Annotated in this window: 16 protein-coding genes; 6 read left to right on the top strand and 10 right to left on the bottom strand. The window is 45.1% G+C overall.

All coding sequences use genetic code 11. The features are described from left to right. Position 1 precedes the first annotated feature (1 nt). Entirely contained in the window at positions 2–1,390 is a 1,389-nt protein-coding gene (locus MARGE09_RS08660; protein ID WP_236986934.1) for a serine hydrolase domain-containing protein, read from the bottom strand. 38 nt (positions 1,391–1,428) lie between these two features. After that, positions 1,429–1,818 carry a DUF2750 domain-containing protein gene (locus tag MARGE09_RS08655; protein WP_236986933.1) on the bottom strand — a complete coding sequence of 130 codons (390 nt, stop codon included), beginning with the start codon at positions 1,816–1,818 and terminating at the stop codon, positions 1,429–1,431. An 897-nt stretch (positions 1,819–2,715) separates the two neighbouring features. On the opposite strand from MARGE09_RS08655, the gene MARGE09_RS08650 reads away from it, so the two are divergent. From MARGE09_RS08650 to MARGE09_RS08640, 3 genes are all read left to right on the top strand, one after another. Continuing rightward, complete coding sequence (locus MARGE09_RS08650; RefSeq protein WP_236986932.1) at positions 2,716–2,886, top strand: hypothetical protein; 171 nt, start codon at positions 2,716–2,718, stop codon at positions 2,884–2,886. 247 nt (positions 2,887–3,133) lie between these two features. Continuing rightward, complete coding sequence (locus tag MARGE09_RS08645; RefSeq protein ID WP_236986931.1) at positions 3,134–4,201, top strand: type IV toxin-antitoxin system AbiEi family antitoxin; 1,068 nt, start codon at positions 3,134–3,136, stop codon at positions 4,199–4,201. Next, positions 4,164–5,012 carry a nucleotidyl transferase AbiEii/AbiGii toxin family protein gene (locus MARGE09_RS08640; protein WP_236986930.1) on the top strand — a complete coding sequence of 283 codons (849 nt, stop codon included), beginning with the start codon at positions 4,164–4,166 and terminating at the stop codon, positions 5,010–5,012. Before MARGE09_RS08645 ends, MARGE09_RS08640 begins: the two co-directional genes overlap by 38 nt. Before the next feature lie 307 nt (positions 5,013–5,319). On the opposite strand, the gene MARGE09_RS08635 is transcribed toward MARGE09_RS08640, so the two are convergent. Continuing rightward, complete coding sequence (locus MARGE09_RS08635) at positions 5,320–6,180, bottom strand: YicC/YloC family endoribonuclease (RefSeq protein ID WP_236986929.1); 861 nt, start codon at positions 6,178–6,180, stop codon at positions 5,320–5,322. Positions 6,181–6,355: 175 nt separating this feature from the next. Here MARGE09_RS08635 and rph point away from each other — a divergent pair, with 175 nt between their 5' ends. Beyond that, on the top strand, positions 6,356–7,075 hold the full coding sequence (gene rph, locus MARGE09_RS08630; RefSeq protein WP_236987344.1) for a ribonuclease PH: 720 nt from the start codon (positions 6,356–6,358) through the stop codon (positions 7,073–7,075). Positions 7,076–7,119: 44 nt separating this feature from the next. On the opposite strand, the gene MARGE09_RS08625 is transcribed toward rph, so the two are convergent. The 5 genes from MARGE09_RS08625 to MARGE09_RS08605 form a co-directional block, all read right to left on the bottom strand. Continuing rightward, entirely contained in the window at positions 7,120–8,220 is a 1,101-nt protein-coding gene (locus tag MARGE09_RS08625; RefSeq protein WP_236986928.1) for an alpha/beta hydrolase, read from the bottom strand. A gap of 41 nt (positions 8,221–8,261) precedes the next feature. After that, positions 8,262–10,607, bottom strand: coding sequence for a fatty acid cis/trans isomerase (locus tag MARGE09_RS08620; protein WP_236986927.1), 2,346 nt, complete (start codon positions 10,605–10,607; stop codon positions 8,262–8,264). 11 nt (positions 10,608–10,618) lie between these two features. Beyond that, positions 10,619–11,719 carry a BamA/TamA family outer membrane protein gene (locus tag MARGE09_RS08615; RefSeq protein WP_236986926.1) on the bottom strand — a complete coding sequence of 367 codons (1,101 nt, stop codon included), beginning with the start codon at positions 11,717–11,719 and terminating at the stop codon, positions 10,619–10,621. A 214-nt stretch (positions 11,720–11,933) separates the two neighbouring features. Then, positions 11,934–12,425, bottom strand: a complete 492-nt coding sequence (gene ilvN / locus MARGE09_RS08610) for an acetolactate synthase small subunit (RefSeq protein WP_236986925.1) — start codon at positions 12,423–12,425, stop codon at positions 11,934–11,936. Beyond that, positions 12,425–14,179 carry an acetolactate synthase 3 large subunit gene (locus MARGE09_RS08605; RefSeq protein ID WP_236986924.1) on the bottom strand — a complete coding sequence of 585 codons (1,755 nt, stop codon included), beginning with the start codon at positions 14,177–14,179 and terminating at the stop codon, positions 12,425–12,427. The genes ilvN and MARGE09_RS08605 overlap by 1 nt, the downstream gene beginning before the upstream one ends. A 419-nt stretch (positions 14,180–14,598) precedes the next feature. On the opposite strand from MARGE09_RS08605, the gene MARGE09_RS08600 reads away from it, so the two are divergent. Next, positions 14,599–15,573, top strand: a complete 975-nt coding sequence (locus MARGE09_RS08600; protein WP_236986923.1) for an NAD-dependent epimerase/dehydratase family protein — start codon at positions 14,599–14,601, stop codon at positions 15,571–15,573. Positions 15,574–15,668: 95 nt separating this feature from the next. On the opposite strand, the gene MARGE09_RS08595 is transcribed toward MARGE09_RS08600, so the two are convergent. After that, entirely contained in the window at positions 15,669–18,278 is a 2,610-nt protein-coding gene (locus tag MARGE09_RS08595) for an AMP-binding protein (protein WP_236986922.1), read from the bottom strand. 290 nt (positions 18,279–18,568) lie between these two features. Here MARGE09_RS08595 and MARGE09_RS08590 point away from each other — a divergent pair, with 290 nt between their 5' ends. Beyond that, the gene (locus MARGE09_RS08590) at positions 18,569–19,954 is read left to right on the top strand and encodes a hypothetical protein (RefSeq protein ID WP_236986921.1); all 1,386 of its coding nucleotides are present in this window, start codon (positions 18,569–18,571) and stop codon (positions 19,952–19,954) included. Here MARGE09_RS08590 and cobD read toward each other — a convergent pair. Then, on the bottom strand, positions 19,951–20,964 hold the full coding sequence (gene cobD, locus MARGE09_RS08585; protein WP_236986920.1) for a threonine-phosphate decarboxylase CobD: 1,014 nt from the start codon (positions 20,962–20,964) through the stop codon (positions 19,951–19,953). The two genes, MARGE09_RS08590 and cobD, sit on opposite strands and share 4 nt — an antisense overlap.

Genomic DNA, 20,964 nt, shown 5'->3' with positions numbered 1-20,964 from the left:
CTTAAGGTAAGTGGGCTAATATCTTCGCCACAGCAGCATCCTCTGGGTATTTGGGCTTGCCCCACCCCAAGCGCACAATAACCAACTGATATTCCGGCACCACCATTATTAACTGCCCACGGTTGCCCCTTGCCGCAAAACTATTGGCCGGTAACGATGGCCAACGCAAAGGCTGATGGTCATCGCCTTGATTAAGCCAAAGCTGGAAGCCATAACGTGAATCATTCTTTGAACGATTAGGGGACTGCGCTTGCTGCACCCATTCGGCATTTAACATTTGGTAATCGTTAAACGTGCCGCCATTCAAAAATAAGGCCCCTAAATTAGCCCACTCTTGCGCCGTGGCAAACATAAACGAGCTACCCACAAAAACGCCTTCACGATCTAATTCTAAAACTGCCTTTTTCATACCCAGCGGGTGCAATAAGTATTCTTGAATATAACGCTGCGAATTTTCAACGCTATTCCCCAACGCCCGATGGGCATACAACGATAATAAATTTGCCGTGCCCGACGAATACAACCAATGCTCCCCAGCGGGGAAAGCCATAGAACTGCCCAATGGTCGCAGGCTGCTACTTTTATCTTCAAATAGCATTTTGGTCGCATCGCTTCCGGGTTCATACAGTTCGCTAAATGCTAGGCCGGAAGTCATGGTTAATAAATCGATTAACGAAATCGTCTTGCGCGCATCCTTTTGCCATTCAATAAATAATGGCGCTGTTGAACTGGTTTCTTCTTTTTCGAAAGGTGCAATGACGTTGCGATACTGCAAGCTGCCTATCAGCGCTGCAGTAAAGGTTTTGGACATAGACCAACCCAAAAACAGCGATTGTGCATGGTAATCCTCTGCGTAAGCTTGACCGATAACATCACCATTACCGCGCATCACCAATAGTGCACGGGTATCGTGCTGCTGGGCATTATCTGCTGCCAACAAATCACCGAGCTTTTTATCAAAGTCGGAGGCTTCGGCTTGCGGCGATATTGGGTCATCAGGATAAAGCGGCATAGTCGTTATTGCCGGTAGGGTCTCGTGGTTATCTACCAAGGTACACCCAGCCCCCTGCCTGTACTGCGCCTGTTGCTCACGCCCTAAAAACGATGCACTCACACGCTGGCGAGCATCATCATAAACCACGGTAGGAAAGCCGAATAACGATGAGTAAGACACTATATCTTGATGGACTTGTGCTTTAGATTGCTGACTGACGTAATATAAAGAACACGACATTTTTGCACTAAAGCCTACCAACATCGCTGGCGCCGCTGCAATGTAACGCGGCGTGTAGCCCGCGCGATACGCTAGCGCGGCAGAAACTAACAACAATACCAGTAACAATGCCATTACGGTGAATAACGTATTGCGAAGCGGTTTGGCTTTAAACATGGTGATTCCAGAGAATAGTTTTAGCAAAAACGGCCACCTTAAAAAGCACTAGAAATGGCATCCTGTAAATCGCTTTTTAACTCCGCAGGCGTCATCACCCACACATCGTCTTCGGGACCTGGGAATACACCAACGCTCAAATTATCGCCCTCTAACCCGGCGACCCATTTCATAAAAAAGTCGGGCAAAGAAATGCTCTTAGCCACTAAAGGTTGCACTGAAGCCTTACTATAATCCAGCGCCAATGCCTCATGCGGCCAAACGGGCAAAACCTCATCACCAGAATCATCTGACGCTATTTTAAGAAACTCTTGCTGGTCATTCACCAAAATCCAAATTTCCCGCTCTTGCGCAACCACATCCAGGAAGAAGTCATAGCGCTCTTCTTCTTTGAGTGTTTTGGCATAGTCTAAATCATTAGTATTCATTCTTTGTTTAAGCCTTTTTTTATTTGAATTGTTCAATTTGGAATTTATTCGATGTTTTGGACTTGCTTATAGAGCAATAGCATTATTACCATAAATATCAATAACTTAATAAATTTATCGATAACGAACCTAACATTCTGCCACCAATAAGCAAGCCAACCAAAGCCATTGCCGCTTTTTTGCTTAAATGAGCGCTAATCCCCTACTACAGCGTCGACCTTTTTCCGCTGTTCACGATTCGTGAACAATGTTTTTAGTGAACGCGGCGTACCTCGCGCTATCGCTTAGCCGCATGCGGGCAGCGCAGAGTAATCCCACTTAAATAATACTCGAACAAAGCTCGTTCGACGAAGATCGTGACGCGAGAGCTATTCTCTTCATGCTGAGCACATCGAATCCGCATTTTAGGGCCGCTCAAGCCACCGGCAATGTGCTCCCTGCATAACCTATCCCTTGCTGTCCCTGCAAGGCCCGGCGCTTCAATGCCCCAAAATACAGATCCGATGAGCTTTGTGGTGATTTAATACGCGTTTTTAATTGGGATGGACCTGGCGAGCAGCGGCTAGTTTAAATATAGGGTTATGCTCATACCCTCGGTATAAAAACGGCATCAAAAATAAACGGGCGGTCAGCCATGCGCTGCCTGGCTCGCTTTTGCTGCAGTAGTAATAAATAGAACAATCGCAGCCGTACACTGCAATCCAACCGAGCGTTTCTATTCTTCAGCAACTACCACCCTGGTCACCAGTGGGCTAAACGCGCTGATGAGCACAGGCAAGCGTTAAGCGGTTGCAGGCGCCACTTTGAGCTGTACATAATCACAGAGCCAGAATCACTCTCCCAAGATGGCCACTAACGCTAAATCCACCACCACTTGGTCAGTTTAAAGCGCTACTCGTGGGTGAATTTACCAGCACTAATGTCGATTGGTGGATAAGCTTCGACTTCCCCCTGTTCCGCGCCTATTGGAGCGGCGAAGTCGGCGCGGCAATACTCTACTTGCCTAAAACATCTGGCAACAAATTGTTTGCCGCCGCCAAACTCAAAAAAGCCGTCCGTTCAGTATAAAACCCCGTTCACGTTTCATGAACACCGAATTATATTGAACGAAAATCATTAGAAGGTATCGCTAAGGGCACAACATTTGATCGTATTAGCCACACGCCAGCCAATGTAGGCCTCTCAGGGCGCCTGAAAGTCTGTTTTCACAAGTCATTCCGTCTAAGAAATGAGCCTTACGTTCAACAAAAACCTATGTTCACGTAACATGAACATGCTACTATCATGAACAACTGATCGTTAGGAGGCGTACATAGTGCTCAATCCAGAAGAAACAGCTATCTTAGACCAAGCCTTGCTAGCCTTGAAAAAAGAAACAGGCTTAGATTTTACAGCGGACGCAAACTTAATAAGTAATTATCCAGAAAGTCGCCGCGCCGATACCTATTTGATTGCAACTGAACATATTATGGCAGTTGAAGTAAAGCGTAACATCCGGCCACCTAATCTTGGGGGTATTATCAACCAAGTCAAATCACTAACACCACAAGGGATACTCATAGCCGATTATATCAATCCGAATATCGCCGAGAAATTGAAAGAAAGCGACGTTCAGTATATTGATAGCTGTGGTAACGCCTATATCAACTTACCGCCAATATTTGTGAGCATTAAAGGCCAAAAAGCTAAACTAGAAAATAGCCAAAAAAAGAATAAGGCTTTTAATCTCAGCGGGCTCAAGCTGGTTTATGGATTATTATGCGATGACACCTTAATTAACTCGAGTTATCGAGAAATATCAGAAACAACAGGCGTGGCATTAGGAGCTATAGGAACACTACTAAATGATTTGAGAGATTCTGGCTACCTGCTAAACAGCGATGACTTGAGATGGCATGGGCTGATTAACCGAAAAAAGCTCTTAGATCGCTGGGTAGAGGCTTATCCTGAAAAACTAAAACCAAAATTGGTAGTTGGTGAATTTGTAAGCCAAGATCCCAATTGGTGGAAAAAAGTAAACATCGAAAATTACGATGCTTACTGGGGCGAAGAAATTGCAGCCGCAAAATATACAGATTGCCTACGACCACAAGTAGCGACCATCTATCTGCCTGAAGAATCAGGGAATGAGCTTTTTATCAACGGAAGATTACGCAAAGCCTTAAGCTCCGAAGATAAGAGTGAGGGGTTAGTGAAAATCTACAGACCATTTTGGCCCACCAAACACAAAAATAAAAATCTGCATATACTGAATAATGAAAAGCATACCGTCAATCCAATACTAATTTATGCTGACTTAATAGCCTCACAGGATAGTCGCAATTTAGAAACCGCAAGGATAATATATGACACAGCCATTGCTGAACTTATCGGGGAAAATTGAGCCGAGCCTAGTTGATATTATCGAAAAAGTAGACAACTGTGCGACGAGATTTAAAATACCTTATCTTGTGGTTGGCGCATTCGCGCGTGACTTGGTTTTACACCATGGGTATGGCGCCCCAGCACAAAGAGCAACCAAAGATATCGATTTTGCACTTCAGGTTCCGACATGGGGCACGTTTGAAATATTGAAAAAAGAACTGATTACCTATGGTTTTACTGAAACCAAAACAGCTCACCGCTTAATTGCCTCCAATAATTGGCCAATTGACATAGTTCCTTTTGGAGGTATAGCGGACAAAAATACTAATATTCAGTGGCCACCCTCTGGGGATACCGAGATGAACGTGCTTGGCTTTCAAGAGGCTTTTGAAAATGCAAACAACGTTCGGTTAAGCGGCGAGCCGAGAGTTGAAGTACTAGTTGCCTCGCCCGTAGGGATGATGCTTTTAAAATTAATATCATGGACAGATAGAACGGCAGACAAACGAAAAAAAGACGCCATAGATATAGCCTACGTACTCACCACCTATGAAACGATCCCGGCCATATCCAGCCAGCTATACGACGATCAAGGCCTAATGGCACACTACGGCTGGGATAAAACCTTGGCAGGGGCGCATCAGTTGGGAATAACAACAAAAACAATTGCCGAATCAAACACCGCAAAAACCATTTTCAAGCTATTGAACAACCAAAATACCAAACTACAAGTAGAAACCTTAATTAGTGAAATGGGCGGCCGAAACACACATCAATATCCGCGCAACGAAGCGCTGATCAATGCTTTTAAAGCTGGAGTCGAGGGCTAGCTTTTTGACTCGAGATAGGCCGAATCTAACACGGGCAGTGCCATATAAAATCAAAGGCCACTCTATTAGTCCATTACTCCGTATTAGCCGGTATACGTTTTTATTTCACAAACTTAAATAAGGATCGAAATACTTCAAAACACCTTTAGGCCGCTTCGGAAAAACCAGTCCTGTCGCCACTGCTCTAGTCAACTAAAACAGCCTAAGAAAGTATCCAACTTTAGTTAATTAGAACAAAAAACTTATTTGAAAAAAAAATTACGATAATATGTGTACCCCTTATCAAGCATTGGTAACTGGATAAAAACTACTCAATATTCTGCACCTGCTCGCGCATTTGCTCCACCAACACTTTTAATTCCACCGCAATTTGCGTTACGCCGCTGGCTATGGCTTTACTGCTAAGTGTATTCGCTTCGCGATTAAATTCTTGCATTAGAAAGTCTAACCGCCGCCCTATTGGGCCTGTTTGTTTTAACGCGCGCTGAGTTTCAACGATATGAGTATCTAAGCGATCTAATTCTTCGGCCACATCGGATTTTTGTGCAATAATCACAAGCTCTTGCGCTAGCCGGTCTTGGTCTACATCCACTTGTAGGGCTTCGATTTTTTGGCTGAGTTTATCTTGTTGGGCAGCCGTTAACGCTGGGAGTTCTGAGCGTAGCGTTGCTACGTGTTGGCTAATTGCGCTTAACCTATCTTGAATGTGTTGCGCCAAACCTTCGCCTTCGCGAGCACGGCTTTTTTGCAAATCGGTTAAGGTTTTTTGTAGCATTGTATTAGCAGCCGCAACCAAAGTATCGGCATCTAACTCGTTGGCTTGCAACACCCCAGGCCAGCGCAAAGCTTCCAGCGGGTTAACCGGCGCAGGGTTTGGGACTTTAGCACTTACCGCGCTTAATAATTGCACCAAACCATTGAGGGCTTCAGGATTAATTTGCGCGCTGTCGTTATTTTCTTGTTTTAAAAAGAAAGATACTTCCACTTTGCCTCGGCTGAGCGATTTTTTTAGTTGCTCGCGAAAACTTCCTTCTGCAACACGTAAGCTATCGGGCATGCGAATTGAAGGCTCTAGATAACGGTGGTTTACGCTGCGAATTTCACAACTTAAGCGCCCCCACGAAAACTCTTCCTCGACACGTGCAAAACCCGTCATGCTGTGGGTCATATTCAATCTCCAAATATTGTGATGTGTACTAACACGCTAACGGTGCCAGCTAACGAACAAATTCTAGCCGCATTTTAGCATAGGCTTGGGCTATGCTCTTGCGGCTGGCATAATGCTGCACACCACCCAAAGCCGTCAGGCTACGGGCCAGTTATTACTACACGAGACAACCATCATGCAAAGACCTAGCGGCCGCAGCCCAGACCAACTTCGCCCCATAAAAATCACACGCAATTTCACTAAACACGCCGAAGGGTCTGTACTTGTCGAGTTTGGCGATACCCGCGTGCTATGCAATGCGAGCGTCACCGAAGGCGTGCCGCGTTTTTTAAAAGGTAGCGGGCAAGGCTGGTTAACAGCCGAATATGGCATGTTGCCACGTTCTACAGGCTCGCGCATGAACCGTGAAGCGGCACGCGGAAAGCAAGGCGGACGCACCGTTGAAATTCAACGCTTAATTGGCCGCTCTCTGCGTGCTGCGGTTGATTTAAACGCACTCGGCGAATTTACCATTGTGGTTGACTGTGATGTTATTCAAGCTGATGGCGGCACACGTACAGCGTCCATTACCGGTGCCTGCGTTGCCGTCGTCGATGCTCTCAACCACCTTCAACGCAGTGGTGCACTCAAAACTGACCCGTTAATTTCTATGCTTGCCTCTGTCAGCGTCGGCATTTATCAAGGCGAACCCGTTTTAGATTTAGACTACCCCGAAGATTCCGACGCCGATACAGATATGAACTTAGTGATGACCGCAAACGGCGGCATTATTGAAATTCAGGGTACAGCAGAAAAAGCGCCGTTCACCGAAGACGAATTCCAAGCGATGCTAGCGCTAGGTAAAAAAGGTATTAACGATCTAATCGCACTACAACGCGATGCTCTAGCGCAATAGCACCGCGGTTCCAATAGTCTAGCCGCCTAAGCATAATAGTTGGACTATTGGGCACCTATAGCAGGCTCTGCAAGTAAGTCCCAGTATTCACCCTGCTCATTAACAGCTTTTTTGAGGGTTTCTCGCTCGCTTGCCGGTAAGTTTTTATTCAGTAACAAATAAAGATCATGAGATACCTCATGACTTTTTCGATAATAAGCATGCCCCGATGCCATCGTAATCGCATGACTAACATCAATGGTTTCTATACCTTCAGCAATAGGAACCCCCGAACGTGCATCTCCCAAGCGAGGATAAGCATTAAAGCTACCCGATGCCATTAATGGGAAATCTTCTGCTGAAACATAAATTGTTAATTTAGAATTAAGCGCAGCTAATTTGGCAGCATAGTTTTCGATAAAAATACTGCGGTCAATATCGGGAGCCAACAACACAACCTGTGAAAAAGGCCAAATAGTTGCCAAAGGCTGTAATTCTTGAAACTCTAGTAAAGCATCGACTAATACCCGATTACCCATGCTGTGCGCCACTAAATCAATTTTGTAATAAGGAAATTTTTGGTGTAAAGCCAGGAGGGTTCTAGTTAAGTAGGGCGTAGACCATTCCGCATTCCCCCTATCAGCGGTATAACCAGAAATTGAATTTGTCGACGGCCACGAAAACACCACCGTTGGCCCGGGGTATGCTGTTTCGTAGGCCAGACGCGCACCGGATTCTACATTTTTACCAAAACTACGCTTGAATCCATGAATATAGACTAGCAACCGCTTTTCAGTTTGATGAACCATCGCTTGATTGATTTTTTCAAACAAACCCTCTTTCGTCAAAGGTGCTACCCACTCAAGCTTTTCGCTTTTAGGTAAATTTATTTTTGGAATTTTGTTTTTACTTAAAAACAGTGAATCGGCCCAGTTGTAATTAAACGTTTTTGCAAATGAATTAGGGTTATCATCTGGGGGTAATCTTACACTCACCGCCCCCACCTCAAGACTACCGCGCAAGGACCCGTAATACTCTTTATTATCAGGCTCTAAAGCCACAGCTCTTGTCGTCACATAATATACGACCTGCTCTACAGAACGAGATGACAGCCCACCAAATAACGCACAAGCACTGCAAGCAACGCCAACTAATGTAAATTGCATGCTGCGTAATAGCGTAGCAAATAAGCGCCTACCAAAAACCATTATCTATTTTCCAGTCGGTTAAAGTCTAATATTGCCGCATCAATCGGAGCGCGCGCCTTATAATTCGCGTGCAGCCTATCACTGTAAGCCCAAAAGCCTTTAGATGTTCGTCGTACGCCGAACTGATCTTTTAATATTTTATAATCAAGCTCACTTCTAACACGGCTTAACTGCAAAGAGAACTTATCCAATACGTCCACATCAACTCGATAGAACGCATTTGGGTAGCTACCAGCAATACCTTTTAAAACTGAAAGGCTATTTTCACTAGGGGATAAATTAGCTTCCTCGTTAAACATGGAAGAAACATTTTTATGGCCGCTATTTTTAAGTATTGAATAATATTCTGAACCACCGGAACTTTTAACTTCAACAATGCTGAATTCAGGCAATATGGCTATAGCTTCTCCACGCCATTCTTTAAGGCCCACAAGAGGCCCCGAATCGACATTGGTAACCAACAACGTGCTTCCACTATCAATAGCCGGTTTTACTCTAGCCTCGATTTGACGTAATAATTCAGCCTTAGGGTCTGTGGTTTGGTACGGTATAACCGAAGTATTTAACTCTTCAAGTGAAGGGAAGCGTAAGTACCTATGCGCGCGAGCCTCTGCCCCCTGATACCAATCCTCTCGCTCTTTAATTCTTGCTTCTTGAGGCAAAAAATAGAGGAAGTTGGTTTCGCCTTCCATCCTCAGGAAGTCCATATAAACACGCGATATAAATTGATGCCCCACATTGCCATAAACATCATAGCCTGCCGCTAATAGGTAATAGATACGTTCCAACAGACCATATCCAATAAGCCATGCTGTTTTGGGCTGTCCACCAAGCAAGCCATTCTCCACAGAAGCGTTATCAAAATGGCGATAAATAGTTAGCCCAGCATTTGGATTTTGGCCGTCACCATCCCAAATTAATTTCATATCCCGCTTTACAAGCTCAGGCGCTATTTCACTCAAGAATTGGTCACGCTTTTCTAGGTAAGCTAACTGTTTATCGGCGTACTTCCCCCAAGTTGTCATTGGCAAATAAACGTTACCTTCGGTATTAGGCATTTTAAAATCCTGATAGTTTTCAGCCAGAAAACTATCGTACCCCTTGATTTCACTAACATCAGGGTCAACAAAAACGACCCAAAAATGATCCCTAATAACATTTACAGCGACTTGCCCACGACACACAGGCCCCTTAATGAAGTTGCCTATGGTAAATTTCGCTTCATCCAATAAAAAACGGTATCTTGATTTGGATGGTATTGCAGCGAATGTTAAAAAAGGATTGCCAGCTTCCTCAGGTAAATAACTTGGCAGCTTATCAACTGAGTATTGCTCCTTTAGAAACCACGCTTTCCACTTTTCCATTCGACTATAGCTCAAAGCGTAAGGCATGTGCGTCTTTAACACTGGCGTTTCTAAAACCGGCATTAAACGATAGTAGAATTTTTCCACGCCAGGTGCATCATACGGTCGACGCGTTGCAATAATATCAATCGCCTCCCCTGGCGGCGTTCTAGAGCGCACAACATTGAAAAACTGCGCATTGCTATCAGCGTCATCTTCAAAATATAAACTCGCTAGAAATAAATGCTCATACAAATAACGACTCATCAATTGCGTTTTAAGTGAAGTTTGATTAAAAAAACGTTCCCACTTAAGAACTTTTCGTTCAATATTTTTTGATATTTCTGTTCTAGCTGTGTAAGTTGCGCCTTGCGCCAACCATGCCATTAACAGCTTGTTTTCACTAGGAGCTATTGCCGGCAACCCGTAGGGCATTCCCCAAAGTGGGTTATTGTCTGCATACTTTTCAAAGTCCTCTATTTTGGGGCAGTGATTTTTACGGGCGGTACCAAGGGTAAAAGAATCGGGGAGTTGCGTAGTCGCAGGCAATGGATTTTTTTGCTTTAAAGATAATGTTTGATACATAACCCCCGCATTCACATTAGCCATAACGGTTTGCTCATGCTCATTTAACACTGGGAAAAAATTTTTATTACGCCACTGCTCAACACTTTGTGCATCAATAAATAAGCGAGAAGGCTCGGCAGGGAAGGGACGACTCAAGTGATACACGCTGTCGTGACTTGCACCGCGCTCTATCCCTTCTATTGCAGTCAACTTTAATTGGCAAGGCGCGTCGTAGCACGCATGGCACACAACGCAGCGGTTATCCAGTATAGGCTTTATATCGCGCCAATAATCAACCTCGTCAGGCTTTGTTTGCGCCACAACCCTATTAACAGGCTTGGCAAGTCCATACATTTGAGCGTATTTAGAAACACCAAAACTAGCGCAACCACTCAGCAACAAAGTAACAACAAAAACTTTAACTCTCTTACTCATTACCGTTTTCATTAAAAGGCTGTTCCAAACTGTAAATATGCGCCGTACTTACCACCTTTTGCCCATGCCAAATCGGCCCTGACCAACATTTTTTCTTGTGGTTTAATTAAATAATTTATACCGCCACCAACAGCAGGATACCAGTTGCTAGCGCTACCCATATCGCTTACGTCATCATATAACGTGGCAGCGCCTAAAAAGAACGCAGCTCCCCACCGGCCCTTTAATGACATACGATCCTCTACTTCAAAAGTCATTGAGTGAGGGGCCAAGTATTCACCGCGTGTGTACCCTCTTAGGTCGACAGAAGAATACCCCGAAACAGGCGCGTTATGCGTTAAACGACTATCGTAACGATAAGCCAATACGTGGCGATCGGATAACTGTAAATACTGGCTAAACTTAATCTGATAGGTGTCGAAGCTCACATCACCACCAAGGCTTTTCCGGTAGGCCAAATTTTGCACACTAAACAACGAGCCTTTCGATGCTGAGTTTTGATTATCTCGAGTGTCTCGCTCGGCAATAAAACCAATGCCGTTGCTATCAAAACCCGTTAGCCCAATAAGCTCTAGAATACCTTCCGTTATTTTATCGCTACCGGTAACAGCGTAATTAGCCGAAACCCCTAGTGCACCAACAAACCAATTATCAGTTATGCGGTAACTGTACCTAGCAAAAATTCCGAGTAAATTATCCTGAGTTTGCAAAGGCCAGCCCGTACCTAAAAAATCATCGTATTCATTGTTTATTTCTCCGCCAAATACGCCTGCGATAATTCGATGATGATCTTCACCAAAATAAATCCGAGAAAATGCCCCATATATCATTGAATCGCTGTCGCTATACGTACCCATAGTCCCCACCATTGAGGTAGGAGATTTTTGGTCTACCTTAAATAAATAGCTCGCCATAGCCCCAACAGAAGCACCTAGCTTAGGATCTACCGAAATTAAGGGGGTGGCCAGCCAAGGGGATTCCTTATCCTTAGCATTAGCATTAGCATTAGCATTAGCATTAGCAGAATCTGCGTGCGCACCGGCAATACTGAGAAAACCAAGCCAACAAAAAATACAATGCAGAAAAAATTTAATGGGAAACGATATTGTCATTATGGCCCTCGCTAACGTAACCGACAGTAAAATAGTTTGAAACGCCACCTGCGTGAAAGTCTTTTTTAGCTGCAACACTAACATATCTTTATTACACTCAACTTTTCGAAACAGACCACCTCCAGCGCCATTAAACAAAGTGGCGGGTGAGCCCTACCGTACCCTAGATACAAAAAAACCGGCTAAAAAGCCGGCCCTTAGCTGCAATGCGTAGCTACAAGCTCAAAACCTTTTCGCCACGAGCAATACCGGTCACACCAGAGCGCACGACCTCTAAGATCGAAGCTTCACCGACCGCTTGAAAAAAGGCGTCTAGTTTTTCACTATTACCCACAATTTGAATGGTGTACACAGAAGCCGTAACGTCAACGATTTGACCGCGGAAAATATCAACGCAACGCTTCACTTCTGCACGCTGAGCACCGGTTGCACGCACCTTAATAAGCATTAATTCACGCTCGATATGCGCACCCTCTGTTAGATCAACAAGCTTAACCACGTCGACTAACTTATTGAGGTGCTTGGTGATCTGCTCAATAATATGATCATCACCAATTGTCGTTAGCGTTAAGCGCGATAAGGTCTCATCCTCTGTCGGTGCCACCGTTAAGGTTTCAATGTTGTAACCGCGCTGCGAAAACAACCCCACAACACGTGAAAGCGCGCCCGGTTCGTTTTCAACTAAAACTGAAATAATACGTTTCATTAGGTACGCTCCGTTTTGCTTAACAACATATCGCGCATAGAACCATTCGCACCGACTGAACCACCTGCCGGAATTAACATAGGATAAACATGCTCTTTTGGGTCGACCATAATATCGACAAACACTGTGCGATCTTTCATGGCGAAAACTTCAGCTAGCTTTTCTTTTAGCTCTTCGCGCTTGGTAATACGCACGCCCACATGGCCATAAGCCTCTGCCAACTTAATAAAATCGGGTAATGAATCTTCATATAAGCTTTCTGAATGGCGACCGCTGTATTGCATGTCCTGCCATTGCTTAACCATGCCTAACGACTGATTATTAATGCAGATTATCTTTACCGGTAAGTGGTACTGCGTGCATGCGCTTAGCTCTTGAATACACATCTGGATACTGCCCTCACCGGTAATGCAGGCAACTGCCGCATCAGGAAAGGCGTACTGCACACCCATTGCTGCTGGCAAACCAAAGCCCATAGTGCCCAAGCCACCAGAGGTAATCCAACGGCGCGGGTATTTGAAGGGATAGTATTGCGCAGCGAACATTTGATGCTGACCAACATCAGTGGTGACATAGGCCTCGCCTTCGGTTACCTCATAAAGCGCACTTACCACCTCTTGCGGCATAATGGCTTCGCCTGATGTGTCGTAACGTGGCTTGGTATTGATGCCATGCTTTTCACGCCAGTCATTAATGCTAGACCACCATGCCGCAAGCGCATCAGGGTCAATGGCTTCATCAAGCTCAGCAAGTACCTGCAGCATATCGTTTAGTACGCTATCTACAGGACCCACGATAGGCACATCGGCCTGAACGGTTTTAGAGATAGAGGCCGGGTCGATATCAACATGGACAATTTTGGCATCGGGGCAGAATTTGTCTGGTGAATTGGTAACGCGATCATCAAAGCGTGCACCAATGGCGAAAATAACATCCGCATTGTGCATAGCAAAGTTAGCCTCCACAGTGCCATGCATGCCAAGCATCCCAAGAAACTGCTTATCATTACCAGGGTAAGCACCTAAGCCCATCAAGGTATTTGTAACAGGAACATTTAACTCTTGCGCAAGCGAAGTAAGCTGCGCGCTACCATTACCTTGAACCACACCACCGCCGGCATAAATAATGGGGCGCTTAGCCGCTAGCATTAACTGCATAGCTTTTTTGATTTGACCCGCATGGCCGCGCGTTGCTGGGTTGTACGAACGCATTCGCACTTTTTCGGGGTAAGCGTAATCAAAGAGCTTGTCTGGTGCTGTCATATCTTTAGGGATATCTACAACCACAGGCCCCGGGCGCCCAGTAGACGCCAAATAAAACGCTTTTTTGATAATCTCTGGGATTTTAGCTGCATCTTTGACTAGGAAGCTGTGCTTAACAATTGGGCGGGAAATGCCGACCATATCGGTTTCTTGGAAAGCATCTTCACCAATTTTCTCGCTAACCACCTGGCCAGAAATCACAACCATTGGAATGGAGTCCATGTACGCAGTTGCAATACCAGTAATGGCATTGGTCGCACCAGGCCCAGAAGTGACCAGCGCCACACCGGTACGGCCAGTCGAGCGCGAATAGGCATCAGCTGCATGGGTAGCCGCTTGTTCGTGGCGTACCAAAACGTGACGCACTAACTGCTGCCTAAAAATTGCATCGTAAATATGCAGTGCGGCACCACCTGGGTAGCCAAAAATACACTCCACGCCTTCGTCAGCTAAAGCACGCAGCAGCATATCGCCGCCGGATAATTGTTCCACCTTAAAATTCCTCTCAATAAGAGAATACCCATAAAAGGTATTCACTAAAACGGTTATCATCGCCACGCAAAGCGAGCAAGTTAGTAGGCGCAAACGATGAGATGAAGTAGCACCCAGCACTAAGATAAACACCGACTGATAGCCGCTGCGAGCTGGGCGGAGCCTAAGGGATGGAAGGCTCCCGCACTTCGGATGGTTGGGGTACCCCGTTGGTACCCTTGGACAAAGTGATGCTGAGGTTGGCCAGCCTTTGCCCGCCATCTGGCGAATCCCCTATTTTCACAGTTGCGCCTTTAAAGTTCAAGCCTTGCACTTGCTATTAGGCGTCCAAATCTCTAGCCTGCCGCTATATTCCTGCAATGCTTACTCGGTCGCCCTTATCAAAATACCTAAAGCGACTACCACAGAGGGAAAAGTAGATGAAAATTCTGTTTATCGGCGGCACCGGCAACATCAGCTTAAGCTCTAGCCAACAGCTGGTTCGCCACGGTCACGACTTGTGGATATGCAACCGCAACACACCGCTTGCTGGCGCTCACCACATAGCTTGCGACATAAATAACGAATTCGATGCGCAACAAAAACTACAAAACCACCACTGGGATGTGGTTGTTAACTGGGTTGGCTTTACCGCAGAGCATGCTTTGCGTGACATTCGTTTATTCAGCGGTCATTGCAAACAATATGTTTTTATTAGCTCGGCGTCTTGCTACCAAAACCCAGGTCCAACCCTATTTATCACTGAAGAGCGAAAGCTAGAAAACCCGCACTGGCAATATTCGCGAGACAAAATTGCCGCTGAAGAAGCACTATTTTTCGCCTATCAAGAGTCCGGTTTCCCTATTACCATCGTGCGGCCTTCACATACCTACAGCACTGTAATCCCCCTCACCATCGGTGCTTGGACAAATTACAATACTATTGCACGGATGAAAAAAGGCCTACCTATCGTCGTACAAGGCGATGGCACCTCTTTGTGGACACTCACGCACGCCCGCGATTTTGCCAACGGTTTTATCGGCTTGCTGGGTAACGAGGCCGCCATCGGCGAAGCCGTACACATCACCTCTGACGAAGTACTGGACTGGAATACCATTTACCAACAAACCGCTGCAGCACTGGGCACCACAGCTAACATCATACATCTTGCCAGCGATACCATTTGCAAAATCACCCCAGAAGAAACAGGCTCGCTCTTAGGCGACAAAGCAGTGAGCACGCTGTTTGATAACAGCAAAATAAAGGGCTTGGTACCGGAGTTTAAAGCTGTTATCCCTTACGCAGAAGGTATCAAAGAAACGCTTGCATGGTTTGAAGCCGATGCCAGCCGGCAGGTAATTGATGCGAAGGAGGAAAAGCTGATAGAGCGGTTTGTAAAGGAAGCCAATCGATAACTTGAGAAATGTCAGGTTTTAGTTGACCAGAACAAAACGCCCTTCAATATGCCAGAAAGAAGTGCCTCACTCCTCTTTCTGGCATATTGACGAGATCATAGCGTGACGTTTCTCGACTTACCGTAGTAGACACTATAAAGCTTGACCAACACATAAGATGAAGCCAAGAAGAACAAGGACAATGTTATTGGCAATGCTGCAGGCATGCCTAAATTACTTAGCAAATATTTCAGAGGCAGTACTAGCTCATGAAATATATACAACGGAAAAGCCATAACCCCAATAATAGTCATAACATTTTTTACAAACTGACCAGTACCGCTAAAGTTACGAGTATGGACGTAACGATATGTCACCACTATACCCAACAGTACAATGCCGGCATAAAATAACCACATCCATAAAAAGCCCCGCGGGGTTGGCCATACCCACCACCTCTCAGCAACGCCTCCCTCTACAGTAATCAAAACTGCCAAGACTGACAGCGCCATGCCAACCGCCGCCAGCACCCGCATCGACAAACCTTTTACTACATAATCTCGCAATAAAAAACCAAATGCTGCCCCTAGCAGAACACCACTGGATAATTCAAAGTATTTATACTTAGCCGTTAACAAAAGAATAAATGGTTGTATATAAAATTTATCGGAAGGGGGGATATTCAAGGAAATAACAAATAGATTAATCGCATAGCAAAGACAAGAGGCTAATAGCGCGTTAGCGAAAAAACCGAGTTTTTTATGTGACAACAACTTTAACCATAAAGGTATCGACAAACAAGCAGCAAGATAATACACCAAAATAGACCAACCCGAAGTTGATATATCTAACGCGCTTAGCGCTTCCCCTTGACTTAATTTATTCAGCGTTCGAAGAGCACCAAGACAAAGAATACCAACTGACAAAATAGCCGCATTTCGCAACGCCAAGCTGACAACGGACTTAGGGCTATTCAGGTAACGAGGAAACATGAAATAGCCGATACCTGCACCAAAAACCACCGAAAAACCAGGGGTTCCTGATGAGTACAGCGGGGCCAAATACTGATTAAAAGTTGCAGCCCACGGCGGCAACCGAGCAATAACACCAGGCATCCAATGGGCCGCTATATTCAGCAATACCAGCACTCCGCGCACAATATTAATTGCCTGACTACCATTAGCTAGAGGTGTGTTATCAGTACTTTTGGGACCAGATTGCTCACCAGCATGATGTTCAACAATTTGCTCAATTGACAAACCTTGAAAAATCTTTCGACTAACATCACGGGATATGCCTGCTTTTTCCATCGCCATGCTGACGCGAATAGCCGACAAAGAGTCGCCACCCAGATCGAAGAAACTATCCGCTGGACTCACACAATCAAGCCCCAAAACCTGTTGCCATATCGCTATAATTTGAGCCTTCAAATCATCAGCATCGCCGCCAATAACGGCTGCCTTGCTTGATTGCTTGATTTGTTTTTTATATTCAGCAGAGATAACTTTACGCTTTATTTTACCCGTATCAGTTTTGGGCAACGCCTGCATTGAAAACATGCCCAGAGCGCCCCCCAAGTTAACATTGTGTTCTTTTAACACCTGTGTGAATAATGCCTCCAATTTATGCACCTGATCAGCGATAGACTCATCTACAGCCAATACAGGAACTTCCCCGCGCACATCATCCGTACCGCAGAATATAGCAAACCCCCCCTTAATCTCTGAAAGCGCCTTGATTTTAACCTCTAGACTTTCCGGGTCGATCTTAACCCCACCACAATTGATTAGGTCATCCTTTCGGCCATCAAAATAAAGGTAGCCATTATCAATGTGCCCTAGATCATTTGTCGTAAACCAACCATCATCATCGACAACCGGCGAAGCAGAACCTTCTTTTAAAATAGAACTGGACAGGTGAGGACCACGAATCTGAATACATAGGTCGGAGCTAATCTGGAATTCCACCCCGAACATAGCCTCCCCAACAGACTCAAGGTGCTCTTCTGGGCAGTCGGTGATATTAAGAAATGAACTACGCGAAGCCTCGGTTAAACCGTAGTGCTGAACAATAGTTGCCTCTGGAAAAATAGACTTTAATTGCAGCTTTTCTTGAGGACTCATGTACTGACTGCCGATTTCAATCCATCGAACCCGATCACCAACCTCACTAAAGAGATCAGCCGAAGACAGCAATAGCCGCCATAAAGAAGGAACAGCTGATATAGCATTTATCTGCTTACTAGTAAGCAGCTCAAGGATTTCCAGCGGATTAAAACCATTTTCTGGAATGAAAAACTGCCCGCCAACAGCGCTAATAGTCCGACAGCGCCCGAAACCAAAAGAATGGTACACAGGTATGCCTACGTACTCTCTAATCTCCGCGGTTAACCCCATCACTGAAATCAAACGATCTGTAGTGTTGGCTAACGCCCGGTGAGATATTTGAATCGCCTTAGGCCTCCCCTCGGTACCGGAACTAAACGCAACCTGCGCAATAGTATCCGACTGAATCTTTCGATAAGGCTCTCCTACATACCAACCATGCGTTTTTTCAGGCTTAATCCTCTGACAAACATTCAAACCATCAAGCATATCTGGGCTGGCACCATGCGGCACAGAGGCATACGCTCTTTCCTCATTAAGGCAGCGAAATACCTCAAGTACATATTCACAAGAATTAGTAGCCGATATGGCAACTACGCCACTGTCGTTTGGTGAGCTCATCCAATACTCCGAGGGTATAAGCTAGGTTCCGGAGATTATCTCTCCACGGAAAAAGGAGCAGTCTATGCATAACAGCTTTGCGATTCAAGCTTACAAGGAGTGAACAACATGGGATTAGAGCACCAAGCAAAGGAAGGCGGGCAGCCTGCGGTACAATTACAATATCATGTTGAAACTACGATATACTTCAATACTCCTAGCACAGATTATAACCTATACTAACATCACCCTTGGTACACCCTCTTCAGCCAGATCAAGATCAATGCAAACACTACTATTATGAGAGCCTCATGCCCAATTTTTTAGCTTACGCGATGATGGCCATGTGGCCTCTTTTTGCATTGATAATCTATAAAAAATTTGGCGCCGAGCGTGCTGCCATACTTGTATTTTTAGTGCCCTATCTCCTTCTGCCGGAGAAAACCGAGATAGACTTACCTCTACTACCCAGTATTGACAAAACCGCAATCATTGGACTAGCTGCATACTTCATATTAAAAAAGCACATAAATAAAAGCTTATTTTTCACCAATTCAAGCCCCATCAAATTTCTTTTAATACTAGGCTTTCTCACCCCTGCAATTACCGTAATGAATAATACAGAAAGCCTATCATTTATTGAGGTAGAAAAACCTGGGCTTACTTGGTGGGATGGTGTCACCTACTTTATACAATATTTCTCACTTATCTATGCTCCATTCATTGTCGGCTACTACCTTTTAAGCACACCCGCCAACCAGAGAAATATATTAATTTTTATTAGTACTGCTGGATTGATTTACCTAATCCCCATTGCTTGGGAAGTTAGAATGTCCCCTCAACTTCACTCTAATATCTATGGATTCTTTCCTCATGACTTTCGCCAACAGATTCGAAACGGAGGGTTTCGGCCTGTAGTATTTTTAGGGCATGGATTGACCGTTAGTGCGTTTATGGTATCTGCCTTTATAGCTGCATGCGTACTAATGCGCCAAACCCCAAACTTCAAATACAAATTCATTCCCGCAAAGTTCGCCTTTATTGCTTTATTAATCGGCGTTATTCTGTGCAAGTCTCTCGGAGGGCTATTCATAGCCACCTTTATTCTTGTCACATTGTTTTTTACAAGTAAAAACCGTCAAACTTCAATCGCTTTGTTCATTGGCCTGATACTATTCAGCTACCCACTTATAAGAGACTCAGCGACGCCAGCGTTAGATAAAATATCCGCATTAATCGAAGCCAAGAACCCCGACAGGGCCCAATCTTTTTCTTATCGGCTTAACATGGAAACCATGATACTAGACCACGCAAACTCCAAAGCACTTACAGGATGGGGCAGCTTCGGTCGTAATTTTGTCCGAGATATGAATGGGAACCCCATAAGCGTTCCTGATGGGCACTGGGTTCTTCTTCTTAGCACTTTTGGCTGGCTAGGCTATATCTCAATATATGGTTTGCTTACATTTACGGTACTTAAACTCCGGCAACACGTGAAAAAGCAAAAAGACAATAGCGAACACACTTACGCTATAGGGCTAGCTATGGTGCTCACGGCCACCATGATTGATGTCATACCCAACTCATCCTTCTCCAATATGACAATGTTACTGGCGGGATCATTAGCAGGGTCGATTCTGCAAGGTTCAGGTAAAAGCGGAAGAAACTTAACGCCTCAAAATCAAAACGTTAGCTAAATGTTTTGTAGGGCCTTTTTCAAGCGTGAGAAATTATTTTCAGCGGGAATACCAAAACGCAACGCCTTCTCATCATCGGTCAAGCGAACATATACGGCCTGGCGGCAAAGCTTGTCGTATATGTTTTCTGCGTTTGCTAAACGAATAGTCTGAAAAAGTGCCGTACCTTTACTTTGAACATTGAATACGCTCTTTAATAGCTGTGAAAGCCTTAGCGATAACGAGCGTAAGCGCAAACGTTGTTGTTGCTGCCAAGCGGAATCGCTCAATGCTTTGTGCCCAACATATTGCGCTGGGCCACTGACAGGCCACGGGCCTTGGTCGGCCGCAATTGCCGCCAACCATTCATCGCATGCAGCGGCAAAACCCAAACGAAGCCCAGCCAAACCAAAAAACTTCCCCACCGAACGCAATACGATTAGATTCTCACACTGAGCATCAGCAATCACACTTTGATCAGTTTGAACCGTATCCATAAATGCTTCATCAACAATTAATAGACCTTGGCGCCTCTTAACCGCCTGCAACAAAGCCAATACTTGCACCTTAGATATAAGCTTACCTGCTGGATTATTCGGGTTTATCAGCACCACAACGCACTGGCCATTAAGCTGCTGCATACTGGGAATATCGTGATAATAAATAATATTTACCCCAGTTTTACGCCATGCCTTTTCGTGCTCTTTATACCCCTGCACCGGCAAATAAACCGATATACGCTCTGACTGCGCTGCTAGCCAAGGATTGTTATACAAATAAAGCTGAGGCAAACGCTGAATAACAGATTGACTACCACTAACGGGCAGTAAAGCAGGACATTTATAGTACTTTTCCGCTGACGCCAACAATGTAGCGTGCGTTTGTGGTAACTGAGCCCAAACGCTCGAGGGAATTGAAGGTATAGGGTAGTGATAGGGGGCAATCCCAGTGGACAAGTCTAGCCATTGCTCCGCGGGAATATTGTACTGCTTAGCAACAGATAGTAACTGGCCACCATGGCGCAAAAACAT

Source organism: Marinagarivorans cellulosilyticus (assembly GCF_021655555.1).
Lineage (GTDB): Bacteria > Pseudomonadota > Gammaproteobacteria > Pseudomonadales > Cellvibrionaceae > Marinagarivorans > Marinagarivorans cellulosilyticus.
Note: the sequence above shows the minus strand (reverse complement) of the source record. Positions and strands in the feature narration are given on the sequence as shown.

Coding starts and splice junctions, on each gene's coding strand:
- MARGE09_RS08660 (WP_236986934.1), bottom strand. CDS start 1,390: ATGTTTAAAGCCAAACCGCTTCGCAATACGTTATTCACCGTAATGGCA.
- MARGE09_RS08655 (WP_236986933.1), bottom strand. CDS start 1,818: ATGAATACTAATGATTTAGACTATGCCAAAACACTCAAAGAAGAAGAG.
- MARGE09_RS08640 (WP_236986930.1), top strand. CDS start 4,164: ATGACACAGCCATTGCTGAACTTATCGGGGAAAATTGAGCCGAGCCTA.
- MARGE09_RS08635 (WP_236986929.1), bottom strand. CDS start 6,180: ATGACCCACAGCATGACGGGTTTTGCACGTGTCGAGGAAGAGTTTTCG.
- rph (WP_236987344.1), top strand. CDS start 6,356: ATGCAAAGACCTAGCGGCCGCAGCCCAGACCAACTTCGCCCCATAAAA.
- MARGE09_RS08625 (WP_236986928.1), bottom strand. CDS start 8,220: ATGCAATTTACATTAGTTGGCGTTGCTTGCAGTGCTTGTGCGTTATTT.
- MARGE09_RS08620 (WP_236986927.1), bottom strand. CDS start 10,607: ATGAGTAAGAGAGTTAAAGTTTTTGTTGTTACTTTGTTGCTGAGTGGT.
- MARGE09_RS08615 (WP_236986926.1), bottom strand. CDS start 11,719: ATGACAATATCGTTTCCCATTAAATTTTTTCTGCATTGTATTTTTTGT.
- ilvN (WP_236986925.1), bottom strand. CDS start 12,425: ATGAAACGTATTATTTCAGTTTTAGTTGAAAACGAACCGGGCGCGCTT.
- MARGE09_RS08600 (WP_236986923.1), top strand. CDS start 14,599: ATGAAAATTCTGTTTATCGGCGGCACCGGCAACATCAGCTTAAGCTCT.
- MARGE09_RS08595 (WP_236986922.1), bottom strand. CDS start 18,278: ATGAGCTCACCAAACGACAGTGGCGTAGTTGCCATATCGGCTACTAAT.
- MARGE09_RS08590 (WP_236986921.1), top strand. CDS start 18,569: ATGCCCAATTTTTTAGCTTACGCGATGATGGCCATGTGGCCTCTTTTT.
- cobD (WP_236986920.1), bottom strand. CDS start 20,964: ATGTTTTTGCGCCATGGTGGCCAGTTACTATCTGTTGCTAAGCAGTAC.